General features: G+C 66.9%; 25 protein-coding genes. 23 read left to right on the top strand and 2 right to left on the bottom strand.

Annotation, left to right across the window (positions count from 1 at the left end):
- Positions 1-58: 58 nt before the first annotated feature.
- From WS62_RS07095 to WS62_RS07070, 6 genes are all read left to right on the top strand, one after another.
- Positions 59-1,264 (top strand): CaiB/BaiF CoA transferase family protein, encoded by a 1,206-nt coding sequence (locus tag WS62_RS07095; RefSeq protein WP_066569466.1) that lies wholly within the window; start codon positions 59-61, stop codon positions 1,262-1,264.
- 105 nt (positions 1,265-1,369) lie between these two features.
- Positions 1,370-2,131, top strand: coding sequence for a 5'/3'-nucleotidase SurE (surE, locus tag WS62_RS07090; protein WP_066493754.1), 762 nt, complete (start codon positions 1,370-1,372; stop codon positions 2,129-2,131).
- Entirely contained in the window at positions 2,128-3,126 is a 999-nt protein-coding gene (locus WS62_RS07085; RefSeq protein ID WP_066569583.1) for a protein-L-isoaspartate(D-aspartate) O-methyltransferase, read from the top strand. The genes surE and WS62_RS07085 overlap by 4 nt, the downstream gene beginning before the upstream one ends.
- An 11-nt stretch (positions 3,127-3,137) precedes the next feature.
- On the top strand, positions 3,138-4,007 hold the full coding sequence (locus WS62_RS07080; protein ID WP_059598645.1) for a peptidoglycan DD-metalloendopeptidase family protein: 870 nt from the start codon (positions 3,138-3,140) through the stop codon (positions 4,005-4,007).
- Between the two features lie 11 nt (positions 4,008-4,018).
- Positions 4,019-5,107, top strand: a complete 1,089-nt coding sequence (gene rpoS / locus WS62_RS07075; RefSeq protein WP_066493756.1) for an RNA polymerase sigma factor RpoS — start codon at positions 4,019-4,021, stop codon at positions 5,105-5,107.
- 7 nt (positions 5,108-5,114) lie between these two features.
- Positions 5,115-5,891 carry a 3'-5' exonuclease gene (locus WS62_RS07070; protein ID WP_066569464.1) on the top strand — a complete coding sequence of 259 codons (777 nt, stop codon included), beginning with the start codon at positions 5,115-5,117 and terminating at the stop codon, positions 5,889-5,891.
- A gap of 78 nt (positions 5,892-5,969) precedes the next feature.
- On the opposite strand, the gene WS62_RS07065 is transcribed toward WS62_RS07070, so the two are convergent.
- A complete protein-coding gene (locus tag WS62_RS07065) occupies positions 5,970-6,830 on the bottom strand; it encodes an endonuclease/exonuclease/phosphatase family protein (protein WP_066569462.1) in 861 nt (286 codons plus the stop codon).
- A 76-nt stretch (positions 6,831-6,906) separates the two neighbouring features.
- Here WS62_RS07065 and rlmD point away from each other — a divergent pair, with 76 nt between their 5' ends.
- Positions 6,907-8,304 (top strand): 23S rRNA (uracil(1939)-C(5))-methyltransferase RlmD, encoded by a 1,398-nt coding sequence (gene rlmD / locus WS62_RS07060; protein WP_066569461.1) that lies wholly within the window; start codon positions 6,907-6,909, stop codon positions 8,302-8,304.
- 85 nt (positions 8,305-8,389) lie between these two features.
- On the opposite strand, the gene WS62_RS07055 is transcribed toward rlmD, so the two are convergent.
- Complete coding sequence (locus WS62_RS07055; protein WP_066569448.1) at positions 8,390-9,085, bottom strand: Bax inhibitor-1/YccA family protein; 696 nt, start codon at positions 9,083-9,085, stop codon at positions 8,390-8,392.
- 247 nt (positions 9,086-9,332) lie between these two features.
- Between WS62_RS07055 and ndk the strand changes: the two genes are divergently transcribed.
- The 16 genes from ndk to WS62_RS06970 all read left to right on the top strand — a co-directional run bounded on the left by ndk (position 9,333) and on the right by WS62_RS06970 (position 25,870).
- Positions 9,333-9,758 (top strand): nucleoside-diphosphate kinase, encoded by a 426-nt coding sequence (gene ndk / locus WS62_RS07050; protein WP_066569446.1) that lies wholly within the window; start codon positions 9,333-9,335, stop codon positions 9,756-9,758.
- Positions 9,759-9,800: 42 nt separating this feature from the next.
- Positions 9,801-10,937 (top strand): 23S rRNA (adenine(2503)-C(2))-methyltransferase RlmN, encoded by a 1,137-nt coding sequence (gene rlmN, locus WS62_RS07045; RefSeq protein ID WP_066569444.1) that lies wholly within the window; start codon positions 9,801-9,803, stop codon positions 10,935-10,937.
- 147 nt (positions 10,938-11,084) lie between these two features.
- Complete coding sequence (locus WS62_RS07040; protein ID WP_066569441.1) at positions 11,085-12,158, top strand: RodZ domain-containing protein; 1,074 nt, start codon at positions 11,085-11,087, stop codon at positions 12,156-12,158.
- Between the two features lie 88 nt (positions 12,159-12,246).
- Positions 12,247-13,551 (top strand): flavodoxin-dependent (E)-4-hydroxy-3-methylbut-2-enyl-diphosphate synthase, encoded by a 1,305-nt coding sequence (gene ispG / locus WS62_RS07035; RefSeq protein ID WP_066493824.1) that lies wholly within the window; start codon positions 12,247-12,249, stop codon positions 13,549-13,551.
- Between the two features lie 19 nt (positions 13,552-13,570).
- Entirely contained in the window at positions 13,571-14,911 is a 1,341-nt protein-coding gene (gene hisS / locus WS62_RS07030; RefSeq protein ID WP_059598647.1) for a histidine--tRNA ligase, read from the top strand.
- A 51-nt stretch (positions 14,912-14,962) separates the two neighbouring features.
- Complete coding sequence (locus tag WS62_RS07025; RefSeq protein ID WP_066493765.1) at positions 14,963-15,592, top strand: tetratricopeptide repeat protein; 630 nt, start codon at positions 14,963-14,965, stop codon at positions 15,590-15,592.
- Positions 15,593-15,635: 43 nt separating this feature from the next.
- Positions 15,636-16,781 carry an outer membrane protein assembly factor BamB gene (gene bamB, locus WS62_RS07020; RefSeq protein ID WP_066569439.1) on the top strand — a complete coding sequence of 382 codons (1,146 nt, stop codon included), beginning with the start codon at positions 15,636-15,638 and terminating at the stop codon, positions 16,779-16,781.
- A 274-nt stretch (positions 16,782-17,055) separates the two neighbouring features.
- Positions 17,056-18,393 carry a ribosome biogenesis GTPase Der gene (der, locus tag WS62_RS07010; protein ID WP_066569436.1) on the top strand — a complete coding sequence of 446 codons (1,338 nt, stop codon included), beginning with the start codon at positions 17,056-17,058 and terminating at the stop codon, positions 18,391-18,393.
- Between the two features lie 133 nt (positions 18,394-18,526).
- Complete coding sequence (gene hfq / locus WS62_RS07005) at positions 18,527-18,766, top strand: RNA chaperone Hfq (RefSeq protein ID WP_004192796.1); 240 nt, start codon at positions 18,527-18,529, stop codon at positions 18,764-18,766.
- Positions 18,767-18,837: 71 nt separating this feature from the next.
- Complete coding sequence (gene hflX, locus WS62_RS07000) at positions 18,838-20,001, top strand: GTPase HflX (RefSeq protein WP_197422781.1); 1,164 nt, start codon at positions 18,838-18,840, stop codon at positions 19,999-20,001.
- An 81-nt stretch (positions 20,002-20,082) separates the two neighbouring features.
- Positions 20,083-21,408, top strand: coding sequence for an FtsH protease activity modulator HflK (hflK, locus tag WS62_RS06995; RefSeq protein ID WP_066569432.1), 1,326 nt, complete (start codon positions 20,083-20,085; stop codon positions 21,406-21,408).
- 15 nt (positions 21,409-21,423) lie between these two features.
- Entirely contained in the window at positions 21,424-22,323 is a 900-nt protein-coding gene (gene hflC / locus WS62_RS06990) for a protease modulator HflC (RefSeq protein WP_066569431.1), read from the top strand.
- A gap of 24 nt (positions 22,324-22,347) precedes the next feature.
- Positions 22,348-22,539 carry a DUF2065 domain-containing protein gene (locus WS62_RS06985; protein WP_066569429.1) on the top strand — a complete coding sequence of 64 codons (192 nt, stop codon included), beginning with the start codon at positions 22,348-22,350 and terminating at the stop codon, positions 22,537-22,539.
- 120 nt (positions 22,540-22,659) lie between these two features.
- Entirely contained in the window at positions 22,660-23,808 is a 1,149-nt protein-coding gene (locus WS62_RS06980) for an ATP phosphoribosyltransferase regulatory subunit (RefSeq protein ID WP_066569428.1), read from the top strand.
- A 124-nt stretch (positions 23,809-23,932) separates the two neighbouring features.
- The gene (locus tag WS62_RS06975) at positions 23,933-25,279 is read left to right on the top strand and encodes an adenylosuccinate synthase (RefSeq protein ID WP_066493773.1); all 1,347 of its coding nucleotides are present in this window, start codon (positions 23,933-23,935) and stop codon (positions 25,277-25,279) included.
- 6 nt (positions 25,280-25,285) lie between these two features.
- Positions 25,286-25,870 (top strand): phosphoribosyltransferase, encoded by a 585-nt coding sequence (locus WS62_RS06970; RefSeq protein ID WP_066569422.1) that lies wholly within the window; start codon positions 25,286-25,288, stop codon positions 25,868-25,870.
- Positions 25,871-26,102 lie beyond the last annotated feature (232 nt).

The following is a 26,102-nucleotide window of genomic DNA, read 5'->3' as shown; positions in this document are numbered from 1 at the left end:
GCACGCCGGCACCGCGCGGCCGAACGCCGCGCTTCGTTCAACGATCCAAGGAAGCGACATGAGCGCAACCCACGGCCCGCTCGCGGGCGTCAAGGTGCTCGAACTCGGCACGCTGATCGCGGGCCCGTTCGCCGCGCGCCTCTTCGCCGAGTTCGGCGCGGAAGTCATCAAGATCGAAGATCCGGATGGCGGCGACCCGCTGCGCAAGTGGCGCAAGCTGTATCCGGAGGCGGGCGGCACGTCGCTGTGGTGGTCGGTGCAGGCGCGCAACAAGAAATCGGTGACGATCAACCTGAAGTCCGACGAGGGCAAGGAGATCGTGCGCCGCCTCGCGCGCGAAGCCGACATCGTCGTCGAGAACTTCCGCCCGGGTCTGCTCGAAAAGCTCGGGCTCGGCTACGACGTGCTCTCCGCGGAAAATCCGGGCCTCGTGATGGTGCGCCTTTCCGGCTACGGGCAGACCGGCCCGTACCGCGATCGTCCCGGATTCGGCGCGATCGCCGAATCGATGGGCGGGCTGCGACACATCACGGGCTACCCGGAACTGCCGCCGCCGCGCATCGGCATCTCGATCGGCGATTCGATCGCGGCGCTGCACGGCGTGATCGGCGCGCTGATGGCGCTGCATCATCGCAACGCGAACGGCGGCGCGGGGCAGGTCGTCGACGTCGCGCTGTACGAGGCCGTCTTCAACATGATGGAGAGCGTCGTGCCCGAATACGGCGTCTACGGGCTCGTGCGCGAGCGCACGGGCGCGTCGCTGCCGGGCATCGTGCCGTCGAACACGTATCCGTGCCGCGACGGCAGCATCGTGATCGGCGGCAACAGCGATCCGATCTTCAAGCGCCTGATGACGGCGATCGGCCGCGACGATCTCGCGGCCGACCCGGCGCTCGCGCGCAACGACGGCCGCGTGCCGCGCACGCGGGAGATCGACGCGGCGATCGGCGCATGGCTCGCCGAGCGCACGATCGACGATGCGCTCGCGGTGCTGAACGCGGCCGACGTGCCGGCGTCGCGGATCTACAGCGTCGCCGACATGTTCACCGATCCGCAATTCGTCGCGCGCCAGATGATCCAGCGTTTCAAACTCGCGGGCGGCGCGGAGATCCCGCTGCCGAACGTGACGCCGAAGCTGTCCGATACGCCGGGCGAAACGCGCTGGCTCGGCCCCGAGCTCGGCGAGCACACGGACGAGGTGCTCGGCGCGCTCGGCTACGACGCGCAGGCGATCGCCGCGCTGCGCGAGAAGCGCGCGATCTGAGCGTCGAGGCCGCGCGCGGCGCGCCTCGCGCGCACCGTTGCCCGCTGCGTGCGAGGCGGCCGGGCTGTCGCTCTCGCGCAATCTTTCCTCGGTTACAATCGCCGGATGCGAATACTACTCAGCAACGACGACGGATACCTCGCGCCCGGCATCGCCGCGCTGTACGAAGCGCTGCGCCCGATCGCCGAGGTCATGGTGATGGCGCCCGAGCAGAATTGCAGCGGCGCGTCGAATTCCCTGACACTGTCGCGTCCGCTCTCGGTGTCGCGCTCGGCGACCACGGGTTTCTACTACGTGAACGGCACGCCGACCGATTCGGTGCACATCGCGCTGACGGGCATGCTCGACGCGAAGCCGGACCTCGTCGTGTCCGGGATCAACAACGGCCAGAACATGGGCGACGATACGCTGTATTCCGGCACGGTCGCCGCCGCCACCGAAGGCATCATGTTCGGCATGCCGGCGATCGCGTTCTCGCTCGTTCACAAGGACTGGGCGCATCTCGCGGATGCGGCGCGCGTCGCGGCCGAGGTCGTTCGCCACTATCTCGACAATCCGCTGCCGGGCCAGCCGCTCCTGAACGTCAACATTCCGAACCTGCCTTACGACGAGCTGAAGGGCTGGCGCGTGACCCGGCTCGGTAAGCGCCATCCATCGCAGCCGGTGATTCGCCAAACCAATCCGCGCGGCGAGCCGATCTACTGGATCGGGGCGTCGGGCGAGGCGCTCGACGCGAGCGAAGGCACCGATTTCCACGCGACCGAGGCGGGCTACGTGTCGATCACGCCGCTGCAGCTCGATCTCACGCACACGCAGATGCTGGCAGCCACGCGCGATTGGGCGCGGGCTGGGAGCGGCGCTTCATGAGCGGCGAGCGCGCGAAGCGGTTTCCGCTCGCGCTCGAGGACCTGAAGCGCGAGCCGCGCAAGCCCGAAGGGCGCGCGGCCGAGCGCCAGGCGACGGGCGACGCCGCCCGCCAGCGCCTCACCGCCGCGGCGGCTGCGGCGCCCGCCGCGGCATCCGCGCTCACGCCCGATCGGCGCACGTATCGCGCGGCCGGTGCGACGGGGGCCGCTGGCGCGTCCGTTCCGAAGGCGAAGGCTACGCACGCGAAGAAGCATGCGTCGGGTGCGCCCGGCGGCGCGAAGGGCGCGCCGCCCGCATCTGCGAAGAGCGGCGACAAGAGCGCCGCGCCGAACGTCGCGCTGACGGGCGCGCTCGCGCTCACTTCGGAACGGGTGCGCGAGCGCATGGTCGAACGGCTGCAGGCGAACGGCGTGACCGATCCGCGTGTGCTCGCCGCGATGGCGGCCGTGCCGCGCCACATGTTCGTCGATCCGGGGCTCGCGGCCCAGGCGTATGAAGATGCGGCGCTGCCGATCGGCCATCAGCAGACGATCTCGAAGCCGTCGGTCGTCGCGCGAATGATCGAGCTTGCCGCGGCGGGCCGCACGCTCGAGCGCGTGCTCGAAATCGGCACGGGCTGCGGCTATCAGGCCGCGGTGCTGAGCCGCGTCGCGCGCGACGTGTATTCGATCGAACGCGTGAAGCCGCTCTACGAGCGCGCGAAACTGAATTTGCGGCCGCTGCGCGTGCCGAACATCCGCCTGCATTATGGCGACGGACGCGTGGGCCTGCCCGCTGCGGCGCCGTTCGACGCGATCGTGATCGCGGCGGCGGGGCTCGACGTACCGCGGGCGCTGCTGGAACAATTGGCGATCGGCGGTAGGCTCGTCGCGCCTGTCGGCGAGCAGGCGGGCGAGCAGGTGCTGACGCTCGTGGAGCGCGTCGCACCCGCGCAGTGGCGCGAGTCGCGGCTTGATCGCGTTTTCTTTGTCCCTTTAAAATCCGGAGTGATTTGATACCGATGAGTATGCTGCGCGCGATGCAAAACAATCGTTCGAAGGTTCCGCTCTCGCTCGCTCAGCGCGCGATTTGCGTGGCGGCTTTCACGCTGCTCGGCGCGTGCGCGACGCGGCTCGACCAGGCGCCCGTCGTCGACCGTTCCGGTTCGCTCGGCACGACGGCAGCGGCGCAGCCGGCCGCGCCGCTGCCGCCGCCGCCACCGGGCTTTTACCGGGTGAAACCAGGCGACACGCTTTATCGGATCGCGCTCGAGAACGGTCAGAATTATCGCGACATCGCCGCGTGGAACAACCTCACGAACCCGAACCAGATCGAAGTCGATCAGTTGCTGCGCGTCGCGCCGCCGGCAGGCGGCGCGACGACGGCCGCACCGATCGCGGGCGGCGCGGCGACGCCGCCGCTCTCCAGCGGCCCGGCCGCGGTGCCTCCGATCTATGGCTCCGGTTCCAGCGCGAGCTCCGCGCCTGCTGCGCCTGCGCCGAGCGACACGAGCGCACCTGCCGCGAGCAGCAACGTGTCGTTCGCGTGGCCGGTGCGCGGCGCGCTGTTGAACACGTTCGACGATTCGAAGAACAAGGGAATCGACATCGGCGGTTCGGCCGGCGAGGCCGTGAAGGCCGCCGCGGACGGCCGTGTGGTCTATGCGGGGAACGGGCTGCGCGGCTACGGCAACCTCATTATCATCAAGCACGACGCAACTTATCTCACGGCATATGCACACAATCGCGCTTTGATGGTAAAAGAGGGGGACGCGGTGACGAAAGGCCAGAAGATCGCCGAGATGGGTAGCAACGATTCCGACCGCGTGATGCTGCATTTCGAGGTTCGCCGGCAGGGTAAACCTGTCGATCCGCTGAAGTATTTGCCGCCTCAATAAACGAGACGACCATGCCGAAATCGAAGCGCCACGAGCCGCAAGCCGAGTCTGAGAAAATCAGTCGAGCCACGCAAGCATCGGTGGAGCGTGCTGGTGCTTCGACGGACGAGGAAGAAGACGTCGCCGACAACGAACGCGACTACGAGTCGCGAGAAGCGGATTCGGACGACTCGGGCGAAGAGCGCGGCGGCACAGCCGACGCGGCGCCCGATATCGACGACTTCCGGGCGCTTCTGCAGGCGGAGCTCACCGCCGACACGATTCAGCACTACCTGAACCGCATCAGCGTGAAGCCGCTTCTGACGGTCGAGGAAGAGCAACGCTATTCGCGGCTCGCGAAGGCGGGCGAATTCGACGCGCGGCAAGTGATGATCGAGCGGAACCTGCGGCTCGTCGTCAGCATCGCGAAAGGCTATCTGAATCGCGGCGTGCCGCTGCTCGATCTGATCGAAGAGGGCAACCTCGGGCTCATGCATGCGATCGAGAAATTCGATCCCACGCGCGGCTTCCGCTTCTCGACGTACGCGACCTGGTGGATCCGCCAGAGCATCGAGCGCGCGATCATGAATCAGGCGCGCACGGTGCGGCTGCCGGTGCACGTGATCCGCGAGCTGAACCAGGTGCTGCGCGCGAAGCGCCACCTGGAGAAGAACTCGATGTCGACGGGCGAGGCGGCCGAACGCCGCGAGGCGAGCATCGACGACATCGCGTATCTGACCGGCAAGACGGCCGAGGAGGTCACGGACATCCTCGCGCTGAACGAGCACACCGCGTCGCTCGACGCGCCGCTCGATCTCGATCCGGCGAGCAGCCTGCTCGATCTGCTGCCCGACGACCAGAGCCAGTCGCCCGATGCGGAGGTTCAGCACCGCGAGCTGGAGACGCTGACGCGCGCGTGGCTGTCGCGCCTGTCCGACAAGCACCGCCACGTGATCGAGCGGCGCTTCGGCCTCAATCACATCGAACCCGCGACGCTCGAGGAGCTTGCCGACGAGATGGGGCTGACCCGCGAGCGGGTCCGCCAGATCCAGCAGGAAGCGCTCGTGCGGCTCAAGCGGTTTTTCGCATCCAACGGCGTACGCAAGGACGCCGTTCTGTAACTGATCAATGACACCGATTCTGGTTTTTGACATCGAGACGATTCCCGATGTCGACGGCATTCGCCGTCTTGAAGATCTGCCCGCCGACCTCGCCGACGCCGACGTGGCCGAGCACGCGTTCGCCGCGCGCCGCGAGAAGACGGGCGGCGATTTCCTGCCGCATCATCTGCAACGGATCGCGGCGATCTCGTGCGTGTTTCGCGACAATACCGGCTTTCGCGTGCGTTCGCTCGGCACGCCCGGCGACCCGGAGGCGACGCTGATCCAGTCGTTCTACCGCGTGATCGAGAAATACACGCCGCAGCTCGTGTCGTGGAACGGCGGCGGCTTCGATCTGCCGGTGCTGCATTACCGCGGACTCGTGCACGGCGTCGCGGCGCCGCGCTACTGGGACATGGGCGAGGATGATCGCGAGTTCAAGTGGAACAACTACCTGTCGCGCTATCACACGCGACACCTCGACCTGATGGATCTGCTCGCGCTCTATCAGCCGCGCGCGAGCGCGCCGCTCGACGCGCTCGCGAAGCTGTGCGGCTTTCCGGGCAAGCTCGGGATGGATGGCAGCCAGGTATGGACGGCGTTCCAGGAAGGGCGGATCGAAGAGATCCGCAACTACTGCGAAACCGACGTCGTGAACACGTACTTGCTGTATTGCCGGTTCCAGCAGATGCGCGGCGGCCTGTCGCCCGCCGAATACACCGAAGAAATCGCGCTCGTGAAGAACTCGCTCGTGCAGGAGCCCGCGCCGCACTGGGCCGAATACCTCGCCGCGTTCGACGCGTGACCGGACGTCCGCCGCGCGGCGGACGTCGCACTTCCCGTTCGCCTCCATCCGCCTGCCGGCCGACCGGCGCTTCGGTGCTTACGTGTCGCTCAATTCGAGCGCGATCGGCTGATGATCGGACGCGCGCACTGCGCCGTCGATCTCGCAGCGCGACAGACGGCCGACGAGCGTATCGGTGACGAACACGAAATCGCACGTGAGCGGCCCTTCCTTCCATTGCTCGGTGTCATAGACGCCCGCCGTCATCGGCGGCGTCTCGCCCGGATGGCGCGCGAGCCAAGCGTCGACGAAGCGCGGCGCGTCCGGAAACGGCGCGAGAAAGCGCCGGTATGCGTCACTGCGGTACGCGCTGTTGAAGTCGCCGCAGACGATCGCGTCGGCCGCGCGCGCCGACGGTGCGAACGGGCCGGTCGGCGTCTCCGGCGGCGCGCTCGCACGCGTATGCGCGGCTGCCTCGCGATGCAGGCGTCGCAGCGCGTCGATCTGTGCGAGCCGCTGCTCGGCCGAGTAGTACTCGAGATGCGTGACGACGACGCGCAGCGCACCGAGCGGCGCGCGCAGCGTGACTTCGAGCGCGCAGCGCGGCATCGATGGCGCGGCCGCGCTCGCGGGCCACGGCAGCGCGTGGCGCATCACGCGCTCGACGGGCAGCCGTGTCGCGAGCGCGTTGCCGAATTGCCGGCGCGACGCGCCCGGCTCGAGCGGCGGCAGATCGACGCCGATCGCGTCGAACACGACGTAGCCTGGCAATAGCGCGGCCAGTTCGGCATACTGATCGTCGGACGGGCCGCCCGGCAGCGCGCGAAAGCCGCGCGTGACTTCCTGCATGCACAGCACGTCGAAGTCGCCGAGCCGCCGGGCGGCGTCGACAGTGCGAGCGAGGTCGACCGTGCCGTCGGCGTGCCGTCCCCATTGGATGTTCCAACTGATGAGTCGCATCGTCGAATCTCCATTGTGTGACGGCCGTTCGTCTACAATCTCGCCTTTCCCCACAATCGTTCGTCAGGAAAAGCTGGTGTCAGAAGCCGTCCCTCTCTCCTCGCGCCGCGCGTCGAATGCGCCCGCCGCCCCCGATCGCGCCCCGGTTCTCGATATCGATTCGCTCGACATGGAAGCGCGCGGCGTCGGCCGCGTCGTCGACGAAAACGGCGAGCCCGGCAAGGTGATCTTCGTCGAGGGCGCGTTGCCCGGCGAGCGCGTCACGTATTCGAGCTTCCGCAGGAAGCCGACCTACGAGCAGGCGCAGGTCGTCGATATTCTGCGCCCGAGCGTGATGCGCACGCAGCCGAAATGCGCGTTTTTCGGCACCTGCGGCGGCTGCTCGATGCAGCATCTCGACATGCGCGCGCAGGTCGCGATCAAGCAGCGCGTGCTCGAGGACAATCTGTGGCATCTCGCGAAGCTGCGCGCGGAGGCGATGTTCGCGCCGATTCACGGTCCGTCGTGGGGCTACCGGTATCGGGCGCGCCTCACCGTGCGCCACGTCGCGAAGAAGGGCGGCGTGCTCGTCGGCTTCCACGAGAAGAAGAGCAGCTACGTCGCCGACATGACGAGCTGCGAAGTGCTGCCGCCGCATGTGTCGGCGATGCTCGTGCCGCTGCGTCGGCTCGTCGAGCAACTGTCGATCCGCGACCGCATGCCGCAGATCGAGCTCGCGGTCGGCTCGCAGGTGACGGCGCTCGTGCTGCGCGTGCTCGAGCCGATCAATGCGGCCGACGAGGCGCTGTTGCGCGAATTCGCCGACGCGCACCGCGTACAGTTCTGGCTGCAGCCGAAGGGGCCGGATACGGTCGCGCCGTTCTATCCGCTCGACGTGCAGCTCGACTACACGCTGCCCGAATACGGAATCCGGATGCCGTTCAAGCCGACCGACTTCACGCAGGTCAATCATCAGATCAACCGCGTGCTCGTCGGCCGCGCGCTGCGCCTTCTCGCGCCCTCGCGCGACGATCGCGTGCTCGATCTGTTCTGCGGGATCGGCAACTTCACGCTGCCGCTCGCGCGGCTCGCGCGCGAGGTGGTCGGGATCGAGGGCAGCGAAACGCTGACGTCGCGCGCGCTCGAGAATGCGAAGGAAAACGGCGTCGACAGCCATACGTCGTTTGCATGCCGCAACCTGTTCGAGGTCACGGCCGACGATCTGCGCGCACTCGGCGCGTTCGACAAGTTCCTGATCGATCCGCCGCGTGAAGGCGCGCTCGCGGTGTCGAAGGCGCTCGCGGATATCGTGCAGAGCGGCGTCGGGCCGCTGCCTGCGCGGATCGTCTACGTGTCGTGCAATCCGTCGACGCTCGCGCGGGACGCGGGTCTCCTCGTGCACGAGGCCGGCTATCGCCTGAAGGGCGCGGGCGTCGTCAACATGTTCCCGCACACGTCGCACGTCGAGTCGATCGCGCTCTTCGAGCGCGCGTGACGCTGGCGCCCGCGCGGTGCACACGCAAGAAAAAACCGGCCCGAGGGCCGGTTTATCGTGACGCGCGACGAGGTGTCGCTCAGGCTTAGTTGCGATTGCCGCCGAAGATGCCGAGCAGCGCGAGCAGGTTCGTGAACACGTTGTACAGATCGAGATAGATCGCGAGCGTCGCGCTGATGTAGTTGGTTTCGCCGCCGTTCACGACGCGCTGGACGTCGAACAGCATGTACGCCGAGAAAATCACGATCGCGAGTACCGACACGGTTAGCATCAGCGCCGGCAACTGCAGGAACATGTTCGCGACCATCGCGAGCAGGAGCACGATCACGCCGACGAAGAGCCACTTGCCGAGGCCCGAGAAATCGCGCTTGCTGACGGTCGCGACCGTCGCCATCGCGGCGAAGATCACGCCGGTGCCGCCGAACGCGAGCATGATGAGCGACGGGCCGTTCGAGAAGCCGAGAATGAAGCTCAGCAGGCGCGACAGCATCAGGCCCATGAAGAACGTGAAGCCGAACAGCACGAACACGCCGGCCGGGCTGTTCTTCGTGCGCTCGATCGCGAACATGAAGCCGAACGCGATCGCGAAGAACGCGAGGAGGCTCATCATCGGGCTCGTCGCGGCGAACAGCGAGAAACCCGTTGCGACGCCGATCCACGCGCCGAGCACGGTCGGCACCATCGACAGCGCGAGGAGCCAGTAGGTGTTGCGCAGCACGCGGTTGCGAGTCTCGGCCGTGCTGATCGCGCCGCTGCGGCCGAAGTTGTACGAGTCGTTCATGGTTTCTCCTAACATGGAACGTGGCGGCGCCGCCGGCGGGCGGCGCGCTTGTTGCGCCGCAAAAAACCGTGAGGCCGCTACCCCTAAGATTGGTTTCGAGGGCGGAGGTTTCAACGCCTCGGCGCCGTGAAACACGATGTATTAGAACCTTTCGTCCGTGTAAGGGTTCAATCGCAATGATACACGGGAACGTGTTACAATAACGGATTCATTTGAAACTGTAACCTCTTAATTTCTTGGAGTTTTTATGGCAATCGAGCGCACCCTGTCGATCATCAAGCCGGATGCGGTGGCGAAGAACGTGATCGGCCAGATCTACAGCCGTTTCGAAAACGCCGGCCTGAAGATCGTGGCGGCGCGCATGGCGCACCTGTCGCGCGCCGAAGCGGAGAAATTCTACGCCGTGCACGCCGAGCGTCCGTTCTTCAAGGACCTCGTCGAATTCATGATCTCGGGCCCGGTGGTAATCCAGGTTCTGGAAGGCGAGAACGCGATCCTCACGAACCGCGACCTGATGGGCGCGACGGATCCGAAGAAGGCGGAAAAGGGCACGATCCGCGCCGACTTCGCGGACAGCATCGACGCGAACGCGGTGCACGGCTCGGACGCGCAGGAAACGGCGTGCGTCGAAATCGCGTTCTTTTTCCCGGAAATGAACGTTTACTCGCGTTAAGCGGGTCGGGGTCCGGCGCGTTTGGCGGCAAGGCAGGGCATCATGGCGAGCGAAACCATCGTCAATCTACTCGACCTCGACGCCGAGGGTCTCGTCGCGTACTGCGGCAGCCTCGGCGAGAAGGCGTTTCGCGCTAAGCAACTGCAGCGCTGGATCCATCAATACAATGCAGCCGATTTCGACGGGATGACCGATCTCGCGAAATCGCTGCGCGAGAAGCTGAAGGGGCGCGCCGTCATCGGCACGCCCGACATCCTGAGCGATCACGTGTCGGCCGACGGCACGCGCAAGTGGCTCATCAACGTCGGCAGCGGCAACGCGGTCGAGACGGTGTTCATCCCCGAAGAGACGCGCGGCACGCTGTGCGTGTCGTCGCAGGCGGGGTGCGCGGTCAATTGCCGCTTCTGTTCGACCGGCAAGCAAGGTTTTTCCCGCAATCTGTCGACGGGCGAGATCGTCGGACAACTGCGGATGGCGGAATTCGCGCTTCGCGCGTCGCTCGGACGCGAGCCCGGCCCGAACGGCAAGGCCGAACGCGTCATCACGAACGTCGTGATGATGGGCATGGGCGAACCGCTCCTCAATTATTCGGCGGTCGTGCCCGCGATGCGGCTGATGCTCGACGACAACGCATACGGCCTGTCGCGCCGGCGCGTGACGCTGTCGACGTCGGGCGTCGTGCCGATGATGGACAAGCTCGGCGCCGAGCTGCCCGTGGCACTCGCGGTGTCGCTGCACGCGCCGAACGACGCGCTGCGCGACGAGCTCGTGCCGCTCAACAAGAAGCATCCGCTGCGCGATCTGATGGCCGCGTGCCAGCGCTATCTGAAGGTTGCGCCGCGCGATTTCATCACGTTCGAATACTGCATGCTCGACGGCGTCAACGATACCGAAGCGCATGCGCGCGAGCTGCTCGCGCTGACGCGCGACGTCCCGTGCAAATTCAATCTGATCCCGTTCAATCCGTTCCCGGAGTCGGGGCTCGTGCGCTCGAAGCCGGAGCAGATCAAGCGATTCGCGCAGATCCTGATCGACGCGGGCGTCGTGACGACGATCCGCAAGACGCGCGGCGACGACATCGACGCCGCCTGCGGTCAGTTGGCGGGCGCGGTCAAGGACCGCACGCGTCTCGCGGAGCGGACGGGCGCCGCAAAGATAATCGAGGTCCGGGCGGTTTGACGGGAATGCCCGGGCCGGCAGTGAATTACGCGTAAAGCGATCGGGGGCGGCGCGCGGCGCCGCGCAGTGTGTGACAACGGTGATGTTGCGAGCCCGGCCGGAGCCGGCACGGGCGTGCAGGCAAGAAGAATCGACGCGAGGAAGAGGATGAGCGAACCGCAGCCGTCAAAGAGCCCAGAGACGAACGCAGGCGAGAAACCGGCTGCGGCCGGTGCCGGCATTGCGTCGGTCGCGGCAGTGGGCGCGCGGCTCGCGGAGTTGCGCGAGGCGAGGGGATGGTCGGTCGAAGACGTGTCCGCGCGGCTGAAGGTCGCGGCGCCGAAGCTGCGGGCGCTCGAGGCGGGCGATACGAGCCAGCTGCCGGGCACGACCTTCGCGCTTGGCCTCGTGCGCAGCTACGCGAAGATGCTCGGCGTCGATCCGGAGCCGTTCGCGCAGGCGCTGCGCCATGAGAAGGGCGTGCCCGAGGTCGATCTGTCGATGCCCGCGTCGGCCGGCACCGATCTGCCGCGCGGCCGGGTATCGATTCCGCTCGGCGGCTCGTCGCGCGGCCGGCCATGGCTGTGGGCGGTCGCGGCGGTCGTCGTCGCGCTTGTCGCCGCGGTGATGTGGCACACGGGCGGCGAATCGTCGAACTGGCTTGCGCGCTTCAAGTCGAGCGGCGCGGACGAAGCCGCATCGGCCGCGCATGCGCAGCAGCCGGAAGGTGCCGCGTCCGATCTGCCCGCGAGCACGGCCGTGTCGGGCACGGTGACGCAGACGGGAGCCGTCGCGGCGCCAACGGCGCAGCCCGTCGGCGGCGCATCGGTCGGCGACGCGGCTACGGCGAGCGCGCCGGCCGCGGGTTCCGCGCCGGCGGTCGCGAGTGCCGTGACCGCGCCGCCCGCGTCGACTGCGGTTGCGCCTGCGGCGGCGGTTCAGCCGGCCCTGTCGGCGGCCGACGGCGCGAACGCAGCCGTGACGGTCGCGCCCGGCCAGTCGGTCGTCGCACTGAAGGTTGTGCAGGACTGCTGGTTCAGCGTGCGGGACAAGAACGGCAAGGAGCTGTTCTCGTCGCTCGTGCGCGCCGGCGAGACCAAGCAGGTCGCGGGTGACGCGCCGCTCAAGGTCACGATCGGCAACAAGGCCGGGCTCGAATCGATCGCTTTCGACGGCAAACCCGTCGATCCGGCAAAATACTCGACGGCTCGGGGCAACGTCGCGCGTTTCGCATTGCCCTGACGGCAAGCGCCGTGGCCGACGGGGCACGGCGCTTTTCTCTTTCGCGCGCGGCCGACGGCGGCGCGTTTGGCGTAAATTGGATCTATCGATGCAATCCGAAGCTCAATCCCCACGTAGCAGTCAGATTTGTTCAACCGAGCCGGTGTTCGGCGGGCATGCGCCGCGGCGCGTGTCGCATGCGGTCGACGTCCGCTGGGGTGGAACGCTCGTGACGATCGGCGGCGCTGCGCCCGTGCGCGTGCAGTCGATGACCAATACCGACACGGCCGACGCGATCGGCACCGCGATCCAGGTGAAGGACCTCGCGAACGCGGGCTCCGAACTCGTGCGCATTACCGTGAATACGCCGGAGGCCGCCGCCGCCGTGCCGGCGATCCGCGAGCAGCTCGACCGGATGGGCGTGTCCGTGCCGCTCGTCGGCGATTTCCACTACAACGGCCACCTGCTGCTGCGCGACTATCCCGGCTGTGCGGAAGCGCTGTCGAAGTACCGAATCAATCCGGGCAACGTCGGCCAGGGCGCGAAGCGCGATTCGCAGTTCGCGCAGATGATCGAAGCCGCGATCAAGTACGACAAGCCGGTGCGGATCGGCGTGAACTGGGGCAGCCTCGATCAGGATCTGCTCGCGCGGATGATGGACGAGAACGGCGCGCGCGCCGAGCCGTGGGAAGCGCAGAGCGTGATGTACGAGGCGCTGATCCAGTCGGCGATCGGCTCCGCCGAGCGTGCGGTCGAACTCGGCCTCGGCCGCGACAAGATCGTGCTGTCGTGCAAGGTGAGCGGCGTGCAGGATCTGATTGCCGTCTACCGCGAGCTCGCTCGCCGCTGCGGCTTCGCGCTGCACCTCGGCCTCACCGAGGCGGGCATGGGCTCGAAGGGCATCGTCGCGTCGACGGCCGCGATCGGCGCGTTGCTGCAGGAAGGGATCGGCGACACGATCCGCATCTCGCTCACGCCGGAACCCGGCGCGCCGCGCACGGGCGAAGTGATCGTCGGCCAGGAGATCCTGCAGACGATGGGGCTGCGCTCGTTCGCGCCGATGGTGGTCGCGTGCCCGGGGTGCGGCCGCACTACGAGCACGCTGTTCCAGGAGCTCGCGCTGCAGATCCAGACGTATCTGCGCGAGCAGATGCCCGAGTGGCGCAAGGCGTATCCGGGCGTCGAGAAGATGAACGTCGCGGTGATGGGCTGCATCGTCAACGGCCCGGGCGAGTCGAAGCACGCGAACATCGGCATCAGTCTGCCGGGCTCGGGCGAGAATCCGGCCGCGCCCGTGTTCGTCGACGGCCAGAAAGTGAAGACGCTGCGCGGCGAGCGCATCGCGGAAGAATTCCAGCAGATCGTGAGCGACTACGTCGCGCACACCTACGGCCGCGCTGCGGTCCAGAATTAATTCGTCCACTGTATTTCAGATGACAGAACAAAAGCGAAAGCTCGAGAAGCTGACGGGCGTGAAGGGCATGAACGACATCCTCCCGCAGGATGCCGGCTTGTGGGAATTCTTCGAGGCGACCGTGAAGTCGCTGCTGCGCGCGTACGGCTATCAGAACATCCGTACGCCGATCGTCGAGCACACGCAGCTCTTCACGCGCGGTATCGGCGAAGTGACCGACATCGTCGAGAAGGAGATGTACAGCTTCGTCGACGCGCTGAACGGCGAGAACCTCACGTTGCGTCCCGAGAACACCGCCGCCGTCGTGCGCGCGGCGATCGAGCACAACATGCTGTACGACGGACCGAAGCGCCTGTGGTACGTCGGCCCGATGTTCCGTCACGAGCGTCCGCAGCGCGGCCGCTATCGCCAGTTCCACCAGGTCGGCGTCGAGGCGCTCGGCTTCGCGGGCCCGGACGCGGATGCGGAAATCATCATGATGTGCCAGCGCCTGTGGGACGATCTCGGCCTGACGGGCATCAAGCTCGAGATCAACTCGCTCGGCCTTGCCGAAGAGCGCGCCGCGCACCGCGTCGAGCTCATTCAGTATCTTGAGCAGCACGCCGAGCAACTCGACGACGACGCGCAGCGCCGCCTTTACACGAATCCGCTGCGCGTGCTCGACACGAAGAATCCCGCGCTGCAGGAGATCGTGCAGAATGCGCCGAAGCTGATCGACTTCCTCGGCGACGCGTCGCGCGCGCACTTCGAAGGCCTGCAGAAGCTGCTGAAGGCGAACAACCTGCCGTTTACGATCAACCCGCGTCTCGTGCGCGGGCTCGACTACTACAATCTGACCGTGTTCGAGTGGGTGACCGACAAGCTCGGCGCGCAAGGCACGGTCGCCGCGGGAGGCCGCTACGATCCGCTGATCGAGCAACTGGGCGGCAAGCCGACCGCCGCGTGCGGGTGGGCGATGGGCGTCGAGCGCATTCTCGAGCTTCTGAAGGAAGAGAACCTCGTGCCCGAGCAGGAGGGCGTCGACGTGTACGTCGTCCACCAGGGCGATGCGGCGCGCGAGCAGGCGTTCGTTGTCGCGGAGCGTCTGCGCGACACGGGCCTCGACGTGGTTCTCCACTGCAGCGCGGACGGCGCGGGCGCGAGCTTCAAGTCGCAGATGAAGCGCGCGGACGCGAGCGGCGCGGCATTCGCGGTGATTTTCGGCGAAGACGAGATCGCGAACGGCACGGCGAGCGTGAAGCCGCTGCGCGGCACGGGCGCCGAAGGCGACAAGAACGTTCAGCAGTCCGTGCCGGTCGAAAGCTTGACCGATTTTCTAATCAATGCGATGGTTGCAACCGCCGAAGACGGCGACGACTGATCGCGGCGCATCCGCTCGACAAAAGCGTGTACAGGAAGGAATCGCTAGGCGATGAGTTATCACGACGAACAAGAATCGATTGAAAGCCTGAAGGCGTGGTGGGCTCGATGGGGCAATCTGACGACCTGGATCGCGATTGCCGTCCTCGCCGCCGCTGCCGCCTGGAACGGCTGGAATTACTGGCAACGGCGCCAGGCCGCGCAGGCGGCCGTGCTGTACGAGCAGGTGCAGCAGGCGGTCCAGTCGAACGACAAGGCGAAGGTCGCGCGCGTCGCGTCGGACATGGAAGACAAGTTCGGCGGCACCGCATATGCGCAGATGACGGCGCTCGAAGCGGCGAAGGCGCTGTACGGCGCGGGCGACGCGGCGGGTGCGAAGGCGCAGTTGCAGTGGGCCGCCGATCACGCGAAGGACGACGAGTACAAGCAGATCGCGAAGCTGCGCCTCGCATCGCTGCTGCTCGACGAGAAGGCGTACGACGCCGGCCTCGCGCTGCTGTCGGGCACGCCGTCGGACGCGTTCAAGGGCATCGTCGCCGATCGCCGCGGCGATCTGCTCGCCGCGCAGGGCAAGAGCGACGACGCGCGCGCCGCGTACAAGCTCGCGCTCGATTCGCTGTCGAAGGACGACACGTCTGCGCGCCAACTCGTGCAGTTCAAGCTGGACGCGCTCGGCGGTTGAGCGCCCACGCTCCGTTTTACAACTTAACTTTGCTTCGCTATCGATGAATCTGCTGAAACGTTACGCTGCACCCGTTGCCTGCGCGGCGGCCGTCCTGGTTCTCGCGGCCTGTTCGTCAACGAAGGACGCGCGCCGCGTGCCGACGCCGCTCACCGAGTTCAAACCCGTGCTCGACGTGCAGCAGGTGTGGAAGGCGAGCGTCGGCAAGGGCGGCCGCTACGCGTTCTCGCCCGTCGCGGTGGGTGACGCGGTGTACGTCGCTGGCGCGAACGGTTCGGTCGAGAAGATCGACGCGAAGACGGGCCAGGAAATCTGGCGCGCGAAGGTGGGCTCCGATCTGTCGGCGGGCGTCGGCAGCGACGGCAACCTGACCGCGGTCGGCGCGCTGAAGGGCGGCGTGTTCGTGCTCGGCCCGGACGGCAAGCTGCTGTGGAAGACGACCGTGCAGGGCGAGGTCTTTTCTCCGCCGCTCGTCGGCAACGGCCTTGTGATCGTGCGCACGATCGACGGCCAGGTGATCGCGTTCAACGCGCAGACGGGCGAGCAGAAGTGGAGCTACCGCAATCGCGCAGTGCCGCTCAATCTGCGCGTGTCGGCCGGCATGACGTTCGCCGGCGATGCGGCGGTGCTCGCGGGCTTCCCGGGCGGCGGTCTCGTGGCGCTGAACCTGCAGACGGGCGAGCCGTTCTGGCAGACGCCCGTGTCGTTCCCGAAGGGCGTGACCGAAGTCGAGCGGATCAACGACGTGACGGGCGCGCCGACGCTCGTCGGCGCCGAGACGTGCGCGGTGACGTTCCAGGGCCAGCTCGGCTGCTTTGACGCGAACTCGGGCCGCCCGCTGTGGGAGAAGACGTTCTCGAGCCGCAGCGGCGTCGCGCAGGACGATACGGTGGTCGCAGGCGGCGACGACTGGTCGGTCGTGTCGGCGTACGACGTCGCGACGGGCAAGGAGCTCTGGCGCAACGACAAGCTGAAGAGTCGCGACGTCGGTGTGCCGTACCTGCTCGGCCGCGCGGTCGTGTTCGGCGACTACAAGGGCTTCGTGCACTTTCTGTCGCGCGACGACGGCACGTTCGTCGCGCGGATGAAGACGGACGGCAGCGCGATCAACGCGGCGCCCGTGCTCGCCGGCAACACGCTCGTCATCCAGACGCAGGATGGCGGCGTGTACGGTTTCCGTCCGCGCTAAGCGCGCGACGCAACCGCGCGGCCGCGCGCTTCGCCGGCCGCGCGTCGTATTTTTTGCGCGTGCGTCCGGCCGTTGCCGGGCGGGCGCGGCCCGGCGGCGCGGCATGACGCGATCCGCGGGTGCTGGGAGCGAATCGAAAAAAATGAGCGGCGCGACACGTATGCCGCCGCCTGCGCGCCGACGCGGCGCGAATTCGTGCTAATTTCCATCAAGCGCAGCCGCCTGCGGCATGCGGGCTCACCGCCGCTGCGTTTCACGTAGACGACATCATCAGATGAAACCGGTCATTGCCCTCGTTGGGCGCCCCAATGTGGGGAAATCCACGCTGTTCAACCGGCTCACGCGCTCGCGCGATGCGCTGGTCGCCGATCTGCCCGGCCTGACGCGCGATCGCCATTACGGCGAGGGGCGAGTCGGCGCGCGGCCGTATCTCGTCGTCGACACGGGCGGCTTCGAGCCCGTCGCGAAGGACGGCATCCTGCACGAGATGGCGCGACAGACGCGCCAGGCGGTCGAGGAGGCGGACGTCGTCGTGTTCATCGTCGACGGCCGCAACGGCCTCGCGCCGCAGGACAAGTCGATCGCCGATTATCTGCGCAAGACCGGACGGCCGATCTTCCTCGTCGTCAACAAGGCCGAGGGGATGAAATACACGGCGGTCGCGTCGGATTTCTACGAGCTCGGCCTGGGAGATCCGCGCGCGATCTCGGCCGCGCACGGCGACGGCGTGACCGACATGATCAACGAGGCGCTCGAGGTCGCGTACGCGGGCCAGCCGGAAGAGAGCGAAGACGCCGCCGCCGCGCGCGGCATCAAGATCGCGATCGTCGGCCGGCCGAACGTCGGCAAGTCGACGCTCGTCAACACGCTGATCGGCGAAGACCGCGTGATCGCATTCGACATGCCGGGCACGACGCGCGATTCGATCTACGTCGACTTCGAACGCAACGGCAAGCAGTACACGCTGATCGACACGGCGGGCCTGCGCCGCCGCGGCAAGGTGTTCGAGGCGATCGAGAAATTCTCGGTCGTGAAGACGCTGCAGTCGATCTCCGACGCGAACGTCGTCATTCTTCTGCTCGATGCGCGGCAGGACATCTCCGATCAGGATGCGCATATCGCGGGCTTCGTCGTCGAGCAGGGGCGCGCGCTCGTCGTCGGCGTGAACAAGTGGGACGGCCTCGATCCGCACGTGCGCGAGCGCGCGAAGGCCGATCTCGCACGCAAGCTCAAGTTCCTCGATTTCGCGAAGTCCCACTTCATCTCGGCGGCGGAGAAGACGGGCATCGGCCCGCTGATGCGCTCGGTCGACGACGCGTATGTGGCCGCGATGAAGAAGCTGCCGACGCCGAAGCTCACGCGCGCGCTGATCGACGCGGTCGAGTTCCAGCAGCCGCGCCGCCGCGGCCCGGTGCGGCCGAAGCTGCGCTATGCGCACCAAGGCGGACAGAACCCGCCCATCATCGTCATTCACGGCAACGCGCTCGACGCCGTGACCGAGACGTACAAACGCTATCTCGAGAATCGATTCCGAGAAACTTTCTCGCTGACGGGCACTCCATTGCGCATAGAGTTTCGCTCGTCGACGAACCCTTACGCCGATAAGGAGTGAGCGAGGCGCGCCGCGTCGGCCGGACGGCAGAGCCGGGCGGGGCGGACAAAATCGGCTATAGTGTAGCGATTGGCGGCGGATCTCTTTTTCTTCGCCCCAATCTAGTCAACCTGCAAAAAAGATGGAGTAAGCCATGAGCAACAAAGGGCAATTGTTACAAGACCCGTTTTTGAACGCACTGCGTAAAGAGCACGTGCCGGTTTCGATCTATCTCGTCAACGGCATCAAGCTTCAAGGGAACATCGAATCGTTCGACCAGTACGTCGTGTTGCTCAGGAACACGGTTACACAGATGGTCTACAAGCACGCCATTTCGACGGTCGTGCCGGCGCGTCCGGTGAACTTCCACCCGGATGCGGAAGCAGCGTCCTAACCCATTGCCGCGGCTGGCTCGCGTCGCCGTCGGCTTCCGATGCCAGCCGCCTTATCTTGACATCCGATAATTTGATCAACGCAGCGTTAGTGGGCATCGATTTCGGCAAGACCGATTTCGAAGCCAGTCTCGAAGAACTCAGTCTGCTCGCCTCCAGTGCGGGCGCCCATCCCGCCGTCACGCTGACGGGCCGCCGTTCAAGTCCCGACGCCGCCATGTTCGTCGGCAGCGGCAAAGCCGAGGAACTGCGGCTTGCCTGCGAGGCGAACGACGTCGAAATCGTCATCTTCAATCACGCGCTCGCCCCCGCCCAGCAACGCAATCTGGAGCGCATGCTTAATCGGCGCGTCGTCGACCGCACGAGCCTCATCCTCGACATCTTCGCGCAGCGCGCGCGCAGTCACGAAGGCAAGTTGCAGGTCGAGCTCGCGCAGCTCCAATACGTTGCGACCCGGCTGATTCGAGCCTGGACCCACCTTGAGCGCCAAAAGGGTGGTATCGGCCTGCGCGGCCCTGGCGAAACGCAGCTCGAAACCGACCGGCGCCTGATTGGCGAGCGCATCAAGATGCTGAAGACCCGGCTCGACAAGCTGCGCCGCCAGCATCACACGCAGCGTCGGCAGCGTGCGCGCAGCGGCACGATGTCGGTGTCGCTCGTCGGCTATACGAATGCGGGCAAATCGACGCTCTTCAATGCACTGACGAAAGCACAGGCATACGCGGCGGATCAATTGTTCGCGACGCTCGACACGACGTCGCGGCGCGTGTACCTCGGCGCCGAGGTCGGACAGATCGTCGTGTCCGATACCGTCGGCTTCATCCGCGAGCTGCCGCACCAATTGGTCGCGGCGTTCCGCGCGACGCTCGAAGAGACGATCCACGCGGATCTGCTGCTGCACGTCGTCGATGCGTCGAGCGCGGTGCGGCTCGAGCAGATCGAGCAGGTCAACGAGGTGCTGCACGAAATCGGGGCGGACTCGATCCGCCAGATTCTCGTGTTCAACAAGATCGATGCCGTGCCCGAGCTCGAGGCCCGCGGGGATGCAGTCGAGCGGGATGAGTATGGTAATATCTCGCGCGTCTTTTTGAGCGCGCGCACGGGCCAGGGTCTGGACTCGCTGCGTGCCGCCATCGCCGAGATCGCTACCGCGGAACATCTTGTCGGCACCGTGCCGCTCGACGGCGCGTCGGCGCAACCACACGAAGACCACCCGGTTTCCGAACATGGGCGCTGACGGCTGCGGCCGGTCAAGTTGCTCCAATCTGGTGAACAAACACTGGTGAACGATTACAACGAGCGGAGTACCTGGCGGCGGATGCGCGCCTTGCTGTCGATCAACGATCCCCGCTGGGGACGCGGCGGCAACGGCGACAAGCCGCGAGCGAACGAATCGAAGCGCCCGAACGGACGCGACGACGGCCCCCCGGACCTCGATGAGATGTGGCGGAGCTTCAACCGTCGCCTGAGCGGCTGGTTCGGCGGCAAGGGCGGCGGCAACAACGGCTTTCGTCCGGACAACGGGCGCGCAGCGCGTGTCGGCGTCGGCATCGTCGCGGGCGTGCTGATCGCAATCTATCTCGGCAGCGGCATTTTCATCGTTCAGGACGGCCAGACGGGCATTGTGCTGCGCTTCGGCGAGTACAAGGGCTCGGTCGGCGACGGCGTCCACTGGCGCCTGCCGTATCCGTTCGAATCGCACGAGATCGTCGATACCGCGCAAGTACGGTCGATCGAGATCGGCCGCAACAACGTCGTGCGGCTCGCGAACGTGAAGGACGCGTCGATGCTGACGCGCGACGCCGACATCGTCGACGTGCGCTTTGCCGTTCAATATCGGATCGGGTCTGCGACCGACTACCTGTTCCGTGCCGCCGATCCCGAGCGCAGCGTGTCGCAGGCGGCGCAGGCGGCGGTGCGCGAGATCGTCGGCGCGAAGAGCGCGGACGACGTGCTCGCGCAAGATCGCGACGCGCTGCGCGATGTGCTCGCGAAGGCGATTCAGCACGACCTTGACCGTTACCGGACGGGGCTCGTCGTCACCGGCGTGACCGTGCAGAGCGTCACGCCGCCCGAGCAGGTGCAGGCGGCCGTCGACGACATCGCGAAGGCGCGTCAGGACGGCGAAGCCGCGAAGAACGCCGCGCAGGCGTACGCGAGCGAATTGCTGCCGCGTGCGCAGGGCGACGCGGCGAAGATGGTCGACGACGCGAAGTCGTACGCGGAGCGCGTCGTCGCGCAGGCGGAAGGCGACGCTGAGCGCTTCAAGCAGGTCTATGCGCAGTACTCGAAGGCGCCCGCGGTGATCCGCGAGCGGATGTACCTCGAGACGATGCAGGAGATCTATTCGAACACAACGAAGGTGTACGTCGGCAACAAGGCGGGCAACAGCGTGCTGTATCTGCCGCTCGACAAAATCGTCGAAGCGGGCCGCCAGCGCGCGGCCGATGCGGCGAGCGCCGCCGCTGCCGCGCCCGCGAGCGGAGCACAGACACCTGCGCTCTCCGCGCCAGCGTCGGGCGCGGCTGCCGCGAGCGTGCCTCGCGCGTCCGCGCCCGCCGCGGCGAGTCCTGCGTCCGGCAGCGATCCGCTGCGCTCGCGCGAGGCGTTTCGCAGCCGCTCGCGCGCCGACGATCTGCAGTAACGAGGAGCGCATTACATGAACCGAATCATCGCGCTCGTCGTAGCGATCGTCATCGTCGCGCTGGCAGCTTCGTCGACGGTGCTCGTCGTCGATCCGCGCCATGCAGCCGTGCTGTCGTCGCGCGACGGCGACGCGCCGAGGCTCGCCGGCCCCGGCCTTCATTTCAAGCTGCCGCAGCCGCTGCAGGCGGCGACGCTCGTCGACGTCCGCATCCAGACGCTCGACTCGGCCGATCCGCAAAACCTGGCGACGAAGGATAAGAGCGACGTGCTCGTGAGCCCCGTCGTCAAGTATCGGGTCGCCGACGTGCTCAAGTACTACAAGGAAACGGGCGGCGCGCCGCGCGGCGAGGTCGATCGCCTGTCGGCGGCCGTCAAGGGCGCACTCGGCGGCGCGTTCGCGAAGCGCGAGCTCGACGACGCGCTCGGCAGCCAGCGTGCGATCGCCGACGAGGCGAAGCGCGCGCTGCAGGCCGATGCGACGCCGCTCGGCATCGACATCGTCGACGTGCAGCTCATGCGCGTCGATCTGCCCGCCGCGCAGGCGGACGGCGCGTACCAGCGGATGACGGCCGAGTTGCAGCGTCAGGCCGAGCGCGAGCGCGCGGAAGGCGCGGCGCAGGCGGAAGAGATCAAGGCGGACGCGGCCCGGCAGCAGCAGACGATTCTCGCGGAAGGCTACAAGGCCGCGCAGTCGATCAAGGGCGAGGGCGACGCGAAGGCCGCGTCGATCGCTGCCGACGCGTTCGGCCGCGATCCGCAGTTCTACCAGTTCTACGCGAGCCTGCAGGCGTATCGGAACAGCTTCAAGCCGAACGACGTCATCGTCGTCGATCCGGACAGCGAGTTCTTCCGTTTCATGCGCGGCCCGACGGGCGGCGCCGCCGCGCCGGCTGCCGCTCCCCGCAACCGTTGATGTGCAAGGGGCGTCGTCGTCCGCATGGATTTCGCTGGTTCGTTACTGCTTGCTCTCGCGCTGATGCTCATCATTGAGGGCGCCTTTCCGTTCGTGTTTCCGAGCGCGTGGCGCGGCACGTTCCGTAGAATAGCGGAGCGGCCTGCGCACCATATCCGGATCGGCGGGTTCATCGTGATGGCGATCGGGCTTGCGCTGCTCCTGCTCGTCACCTGACCCGGCCGTGCGCGTCCGCTCGGCGCTTCCCGGCCATCCGCCGGGACGCCGGGCGCCGACCCGATTTCAATCCGAGGCGCGCGTCGCGCGCGCCGTGTTTCCTGTCGTAGGATCGCAACGATGTCGACCTGGTTACTTCCCGAGAATATTGCCGACGTGCTGCCGTCGGAGGCGCGCAAGATCGAGGAACTGCGTCGCAGGCTGCTCGACCGATTTCGTTCGTACGGCTACGAGATGGTCATGCCGCCGCTCCTCGAGTATCTGGAGTCGCTGCTGACGAGCGGCGGCAACGAGTTGCGGCTGCGCACGTTCAAGCTCGTCGATCAGGTGTCGGGCCGCACGCTCGGCTTGCGCGCGGACATGACGCCGCAGGTCGCGCGGATCGACGCGCACCTGCTGAACCGTCAGGGCGTGACGCGCCTCTGCTACGCGGGCCCCGTGCTGCACACGCGGCCGCGAGGGCTGCACGCGAGCCGAGAGCAGCTCCAGGTCGGCGCGGAAATCTACGGACATGCGGGCCTCGAGGCCGATCAGGAGATCCAGCAGTTGATGCTCGACGCGCTGCACCTGACTGGTCTGAAGAAAATCCGGCTCGACCTGTGCCACGCGGGCGTGCTGTCGGCGATCTTCGCGCGCGACGCGGTCGCGGCCGAGCGAGGCGAGGCGCTCTACGACGCGCTCGCCGGCAAGGACGTGCCGCGCCTGAACGAATTGACAGACGATCTCGGCGCCGATACGCGCGCCGCGCTTCGCGCGCTGCCGCGCCTGTACGGCGACGCGTCGGTGCTCGACGAGGCGCGCCGCCAGCTGCCGGCGCTGCCCGAAATCGCGCGAGCGCTCGACGACCTCGCGCATCTCGCCGCGCAGGTGAAGGACGCCGAGGTCGCGATCGATCTCGCTGATTTGCGCGGCTACGCGTATCACAGCGGCGCGATGTTCGCCGCGTACGTCGACGGCGTGCCGAACGCGGTCGCGCACGGCGGCCGCTACGACCATGTCGGCCAGGCGTACGGCCGCGCGCGCCCGGCGACCGGCTTCTCGCTCGACCTGCGCGAAATTGCGCGGATTTCGCCGATCGAGGCGCGCGGCGCTGCGATTCTGGCGCCGTGGAACCAGGACGACGCGCTGCGCGCGGCGGTCGGCGCGCTGCGCGACGCGGGCGAAGTCGTGATCCAGGCGCTGCCGGGGCACGATCACGTGCTCGACGAGTTCGCGTGCGACCGCACGCTCGTCGAGCAGGGCGGCGCGTGGGTGGTCGAGCCCCGCTGAACGTGTCGCGCCGCCGGGCTTCCGACGCGCTTCTAGCGTGCAATGTCGTTGAAGCGAAACGGAAAAATTCGGAACCGGCGGCGAACCTAGGTAGAATACGTTTTTAACCAGCTAACGAATCAACATGTCTGCCAGCGCAGTGAACGCGACTCCCGGGCGCAATGTCGTCGTCGTGGGGACTCAATGGGGTGATGAAGGCAAAGGCAAGATCGTCGACTGGCTGACGGACCACGCTCAGGGCGTCGTGCGTTTCCAGGGCGGCCACAACGCCGGCCACACCCTCATCATCGGCGGCAAGAAGACCATCTTGCGCCTCATCCCGTCGGGCATCATGCGTGAAGGCGTCGCCTGCTACATCGGCAACGGCGTCGTGCTGTCGCCCGAGGCGCTCTTCAAGGAAATCGGCGAGCTGGAAGAGGCAGGGCTGAACGTTCGCGAGCGCCTGTTCATCTCCGAAGCCGCGACGCTGATCCTGCCGTACCACATCGCGATCGACCAGGCGCGCGAAGCGCGCCGCGGCGCGGGCAAGATCGGCACGACGGGCCGCGGCATCGGCCCCGCGTACGAAGACAAGGTCGGCCGCCGTGCGCTGCGCGTGCAGGATCTGTTCGACGCGAGAACGTTCGCCGACCGCTTGCGCGAGAATCTCGACTTCCACAACTTCGTGCTGACTCAGTATCTCGGTGGCGCGGCCGTCGATTTCCAGGCGACGCTCGACACGATGCTCGGCTACGCGGACCGTCTGAAGCCGATGGTCGCCGATGTGTCGCGCCGTCTGTACGAAGAGAATCACGCGGGCCGCAACCTGCTGTTCGAAGGTGCGCAAGGCACGCTGCTCGACATCGATCACGGCACCTATCCGTTCGTCACGTCGAGTAACTGCGTCGCGGGCGCGGCGGCGGCGGGCGCGGGCGTCGGTCCGCAGAAGCTCAACTACATCCTCGGCATCACCAAGGCGTATTGCACGCGCGTCGGTTCGGGCCCGTTCCCGAGCGAGCTGTACGACGCGGACAATCCGAGCCGCCAGGACCAGATCGGCGTCACGCTCGCGAACGTCGGCAAGGAATTCGGCTCCGTCACGGGCCGTCCGCGCCGCACCGGCTGGCTCGACGCGGCCGCGCTGCGCCGCTCGATCCAGATCAACGGCGTGTCGGGCCTCTGCATGACGAAGCTCGACGTGCTCGACGGCCTCGAGGAAGTGAGGCTGTGCGTCGGCTACAAGATCGACGGCGAGGACGTCGATCTGCTGCCGCGCGGCGCGGCCGAGGTCGCGCGCTGCGAGCCCGTCTACGAGACGTTCGGCGGCTGGAAGGAAAGCACGGTCGGCATCAAGTCGTGGGACGCGCTGCCCGCGAACGCGCGTGCGTATCTGACGCGCGTGCAGGAAGTGGCCGGCGTGCCGATCGACATGGTGTCCACGGGACCGGATCGCGACGAGACGATCCTGCTGCGTCATCCGTTCAAGGTGTAAGCGCCGATGACGCAGAATCTCATGGCGACGTTCACAATGTCCGACCCGCGCAACGACGACAAGAATCTCTGGGTCGGCTGGGACGAATACCACCGGCTGATCGAGATGCTCGCGCTCGCGGTGCACGATTCGGGGTGGAAGTTCGACAAGATCCTGTGTCTTGCGCGCGGCGGTCTGCGCGTCGGCGATCAGCTGTCGCGCATCTACGACCTGCCGCTCGCGATTCTCGCGACGAGTTCGTATCGCGAGGCGGCGGGCATGCAACAGGGCGATCTCGACATCGCGCAGTACATCACGATGACGCGCGGCGATCTGTCGGGCAACGTGCTGCTCGTCGATGATCTCGTCGATTCGGGCGTGACGCTCGCACGCGTCCAGCAGCATCTGAAGGAGCGTTATCCGGCCGTGACGGCCGTGCGTTCGGCGGTGCTCTGGTACAAGGGCTGCTCGAAGGTGAAGCCCGACTACCATGTCCAGTACCTGCCGACGAATCCGTGGATTCATCAGCCGTTCGAAGAATGGGATACGGTGCGTCCGCACAATCTCGCGGCATGGATCAAGCGCGGCAACGCGCAGCGCGACGGCGCGTGAGCGCGGCCAATGCTGCATCGAAAACGGCGCCCTGACGGCGCCGTTTTTTTGGGGGTGCGCCCGGCAGGGCGCATTCACTCGGAGGTGAAAATCCTCTACTCGCCGGGCAAGGGGAAGAGTTAGCCGAAGGCAAGGGTTTCCCGGGTGACTGGGAGTCTGAAGGAAGCCGGATGGCAAAGCGCTGGCCTGACGAACAGGAAGCGGATACGAGGCGTGGCGACTGGGTAAGGTG

It is taken from the genome of Burkholderia sp. ABCPW 14, from assembly GCF_001523835.1.
Classification (GTDB): domain Bacteria; phylum Pseudomonadota; class Gammaproteobacteria; order Burkholderiales; family Burkholderiaceae; genus Burkholderia; species Burkholderia mayonis.
Note: the sequence above shows the minus strand (reverse complement) of the source record. Positions and strands in the feature narration are given on the sequence as shown.

Excerpts from the sequence above, each read along its gene's own strand:
- WS62_RS06970 (WP_066569422.1), top strand. The coding sequence starts at position 25,286 with ATGACGCAGAATCTCATGGCGACGTTCACAATGTCCGACCCGCGCAAC.
- WS62_RS07080 (WP_059598645.1), top strand. The coding sequence starts at position 3,138 with ATGCTGCGCGCGATGCAAAACAATCGTTCGAAGGTTCCGCTCTCGCTC.
- surE (WP_066493754.1), top strand. The coding sequence starts at position 1,370 with ATGCGAATACTACTCAGCAACGACGACGGATACCTCGCGCCCGGCATC.
- ndk (WP_066569446.1), top strand. The coding sequence starts at position 9,333 with ATGGCAATCGAGCGCACCCTGTCGATCATCAAGCCGGATGCGGTGGCG.
- der (WP_066569436.1), top strand. The coding sequence starts at position 17,056 with ATGAAACCGGTCATTGCCCTCGTTGGGCGCCCCAATGTGGGGAAATCC.
- WS62_RS07085 (WP_066569583.1), top strand. The coding sequence starts at position 2,128 with ATGAGCGGCGAGCGCGCGAAGCGGTTTCCGCTCGCGCTCGAGGACCTG.
- WS62_RS07065 (WP_066569462.1), bottom strand. The coding sequence starts at position 6,830 with ATGCGACTCATCAGTTGGAACATCCAATGGGGACGGCACGCCGACGGC.
- WS62_RS07025 (WP_066493765.1), top strand. The coding sequence starts at position 14,963 with ATGAGTTATCACGACGAACAAGAATCGATTGAAAGCCTGAAGGCGTGG.
- WS62_RS06975 (WP_066493773.1), top strand. The coding sequence starts at position 23,933 with ATGTCTGCCAGCGCAGTGAACGCGACTCCCGGGCGCAATGTCGTCGTC.
- hisS (WP_059598647.1), top strand. The coding sequence starts at position 13,571 with ATGACAGAACAAAAGCGAAAGCTCGAGAAGCTGACGGGCGTGAAGGGC.
- rlmN (WP_066569444.1), top strand. The coding sequence starts at position 9,801 with ATGGCGAGCGAAACCATCGTCAATCTACTCGACCTCGACGCCGAGGGT.
- WS62_RS07095 (WP_066569466.1), top strand. The coding sequence starts at position 59 with ATGAGCGCAACCCACGGCCCGCTCGCGGGCGTCAAGGTGCTCGAACTC.
- bamB (WP_066569439.1), top strand. The coding sequence starts at position 15,636 with ATGAATCTGCTGAAACGTTACGCTGCACCCGTTGCCTGCGCGGCGGCC.
- hflK (WP_066569432.1), top strand. The coding sequence starts at position 20,083 with ATGCGCGCCTTGCTGTCGATCAACGATCCCCGCTGGGGACGCGGCGGC.
- hflC (WP_066569431.1), top strand. The coding sequence starts at position 21,424 with ATGAACCGAATCATCGCGCTCGTCGTAGCGATCGTCATCGTCGCGCTG.
- ispG (WP_066493824.1), top strand. The coding sequence starts at position 12,247 with ATGCAATCCGAAGCTCAATCCCCACGTAGCAGTCAGATTTGTTCAACC.
- WS62_RS06980 (WP_066569428.1), top strand. The coding sequence starts at position 22,660 with ATGTCGACCTGGTTACTTCCCGAGAATATTGCCGACGTGCTGCCGTCG.
- WS62_RS07040 (WP_066569441.1), top strand. The coding sequence starts at position 11,085 with ATGAGCGAACCGCAGCCGTCAAAGAGCCCAGAGACGAACGCAGGCGAG.
- WS62_RS06985 (WP_066569429.1), top strand. The coding sequence starts at position 22,348 with ATGGATTTCGCTGGTTCGTTACTGCTTGCTCTCGCGCTGATGCTCATC.
- WS62_RS07070 (WP_066569464.1), top strand. The coding sequence starts at position 5,115 with ATGACACCGATTCTGGTTTTTGACATCGAGACGATTCCCGATGTCGAC.
- rpoS (WP_066493756.1), top strand. The coding sequence starts at position 4,019 with ATGCCGAAATCGAAGCGCCACGAGCCGCAAGCCGAGTCTGAGAAAATC.
- hfq (WP_004192796.1), top strand. The coding sequence starts at position 18,527 with ATGAGCAACAAAGGGCAATTGTTACAAGACCCGTTTTTGAACGCACTG.
- WS62_RS07055 (WP_066569448.1), bottom strand. The coding sequence starts at position 9,085 with ATGAACGACTCGTACAACTTCGGCCGCAGCGGCGCGATCAGCACGGCC.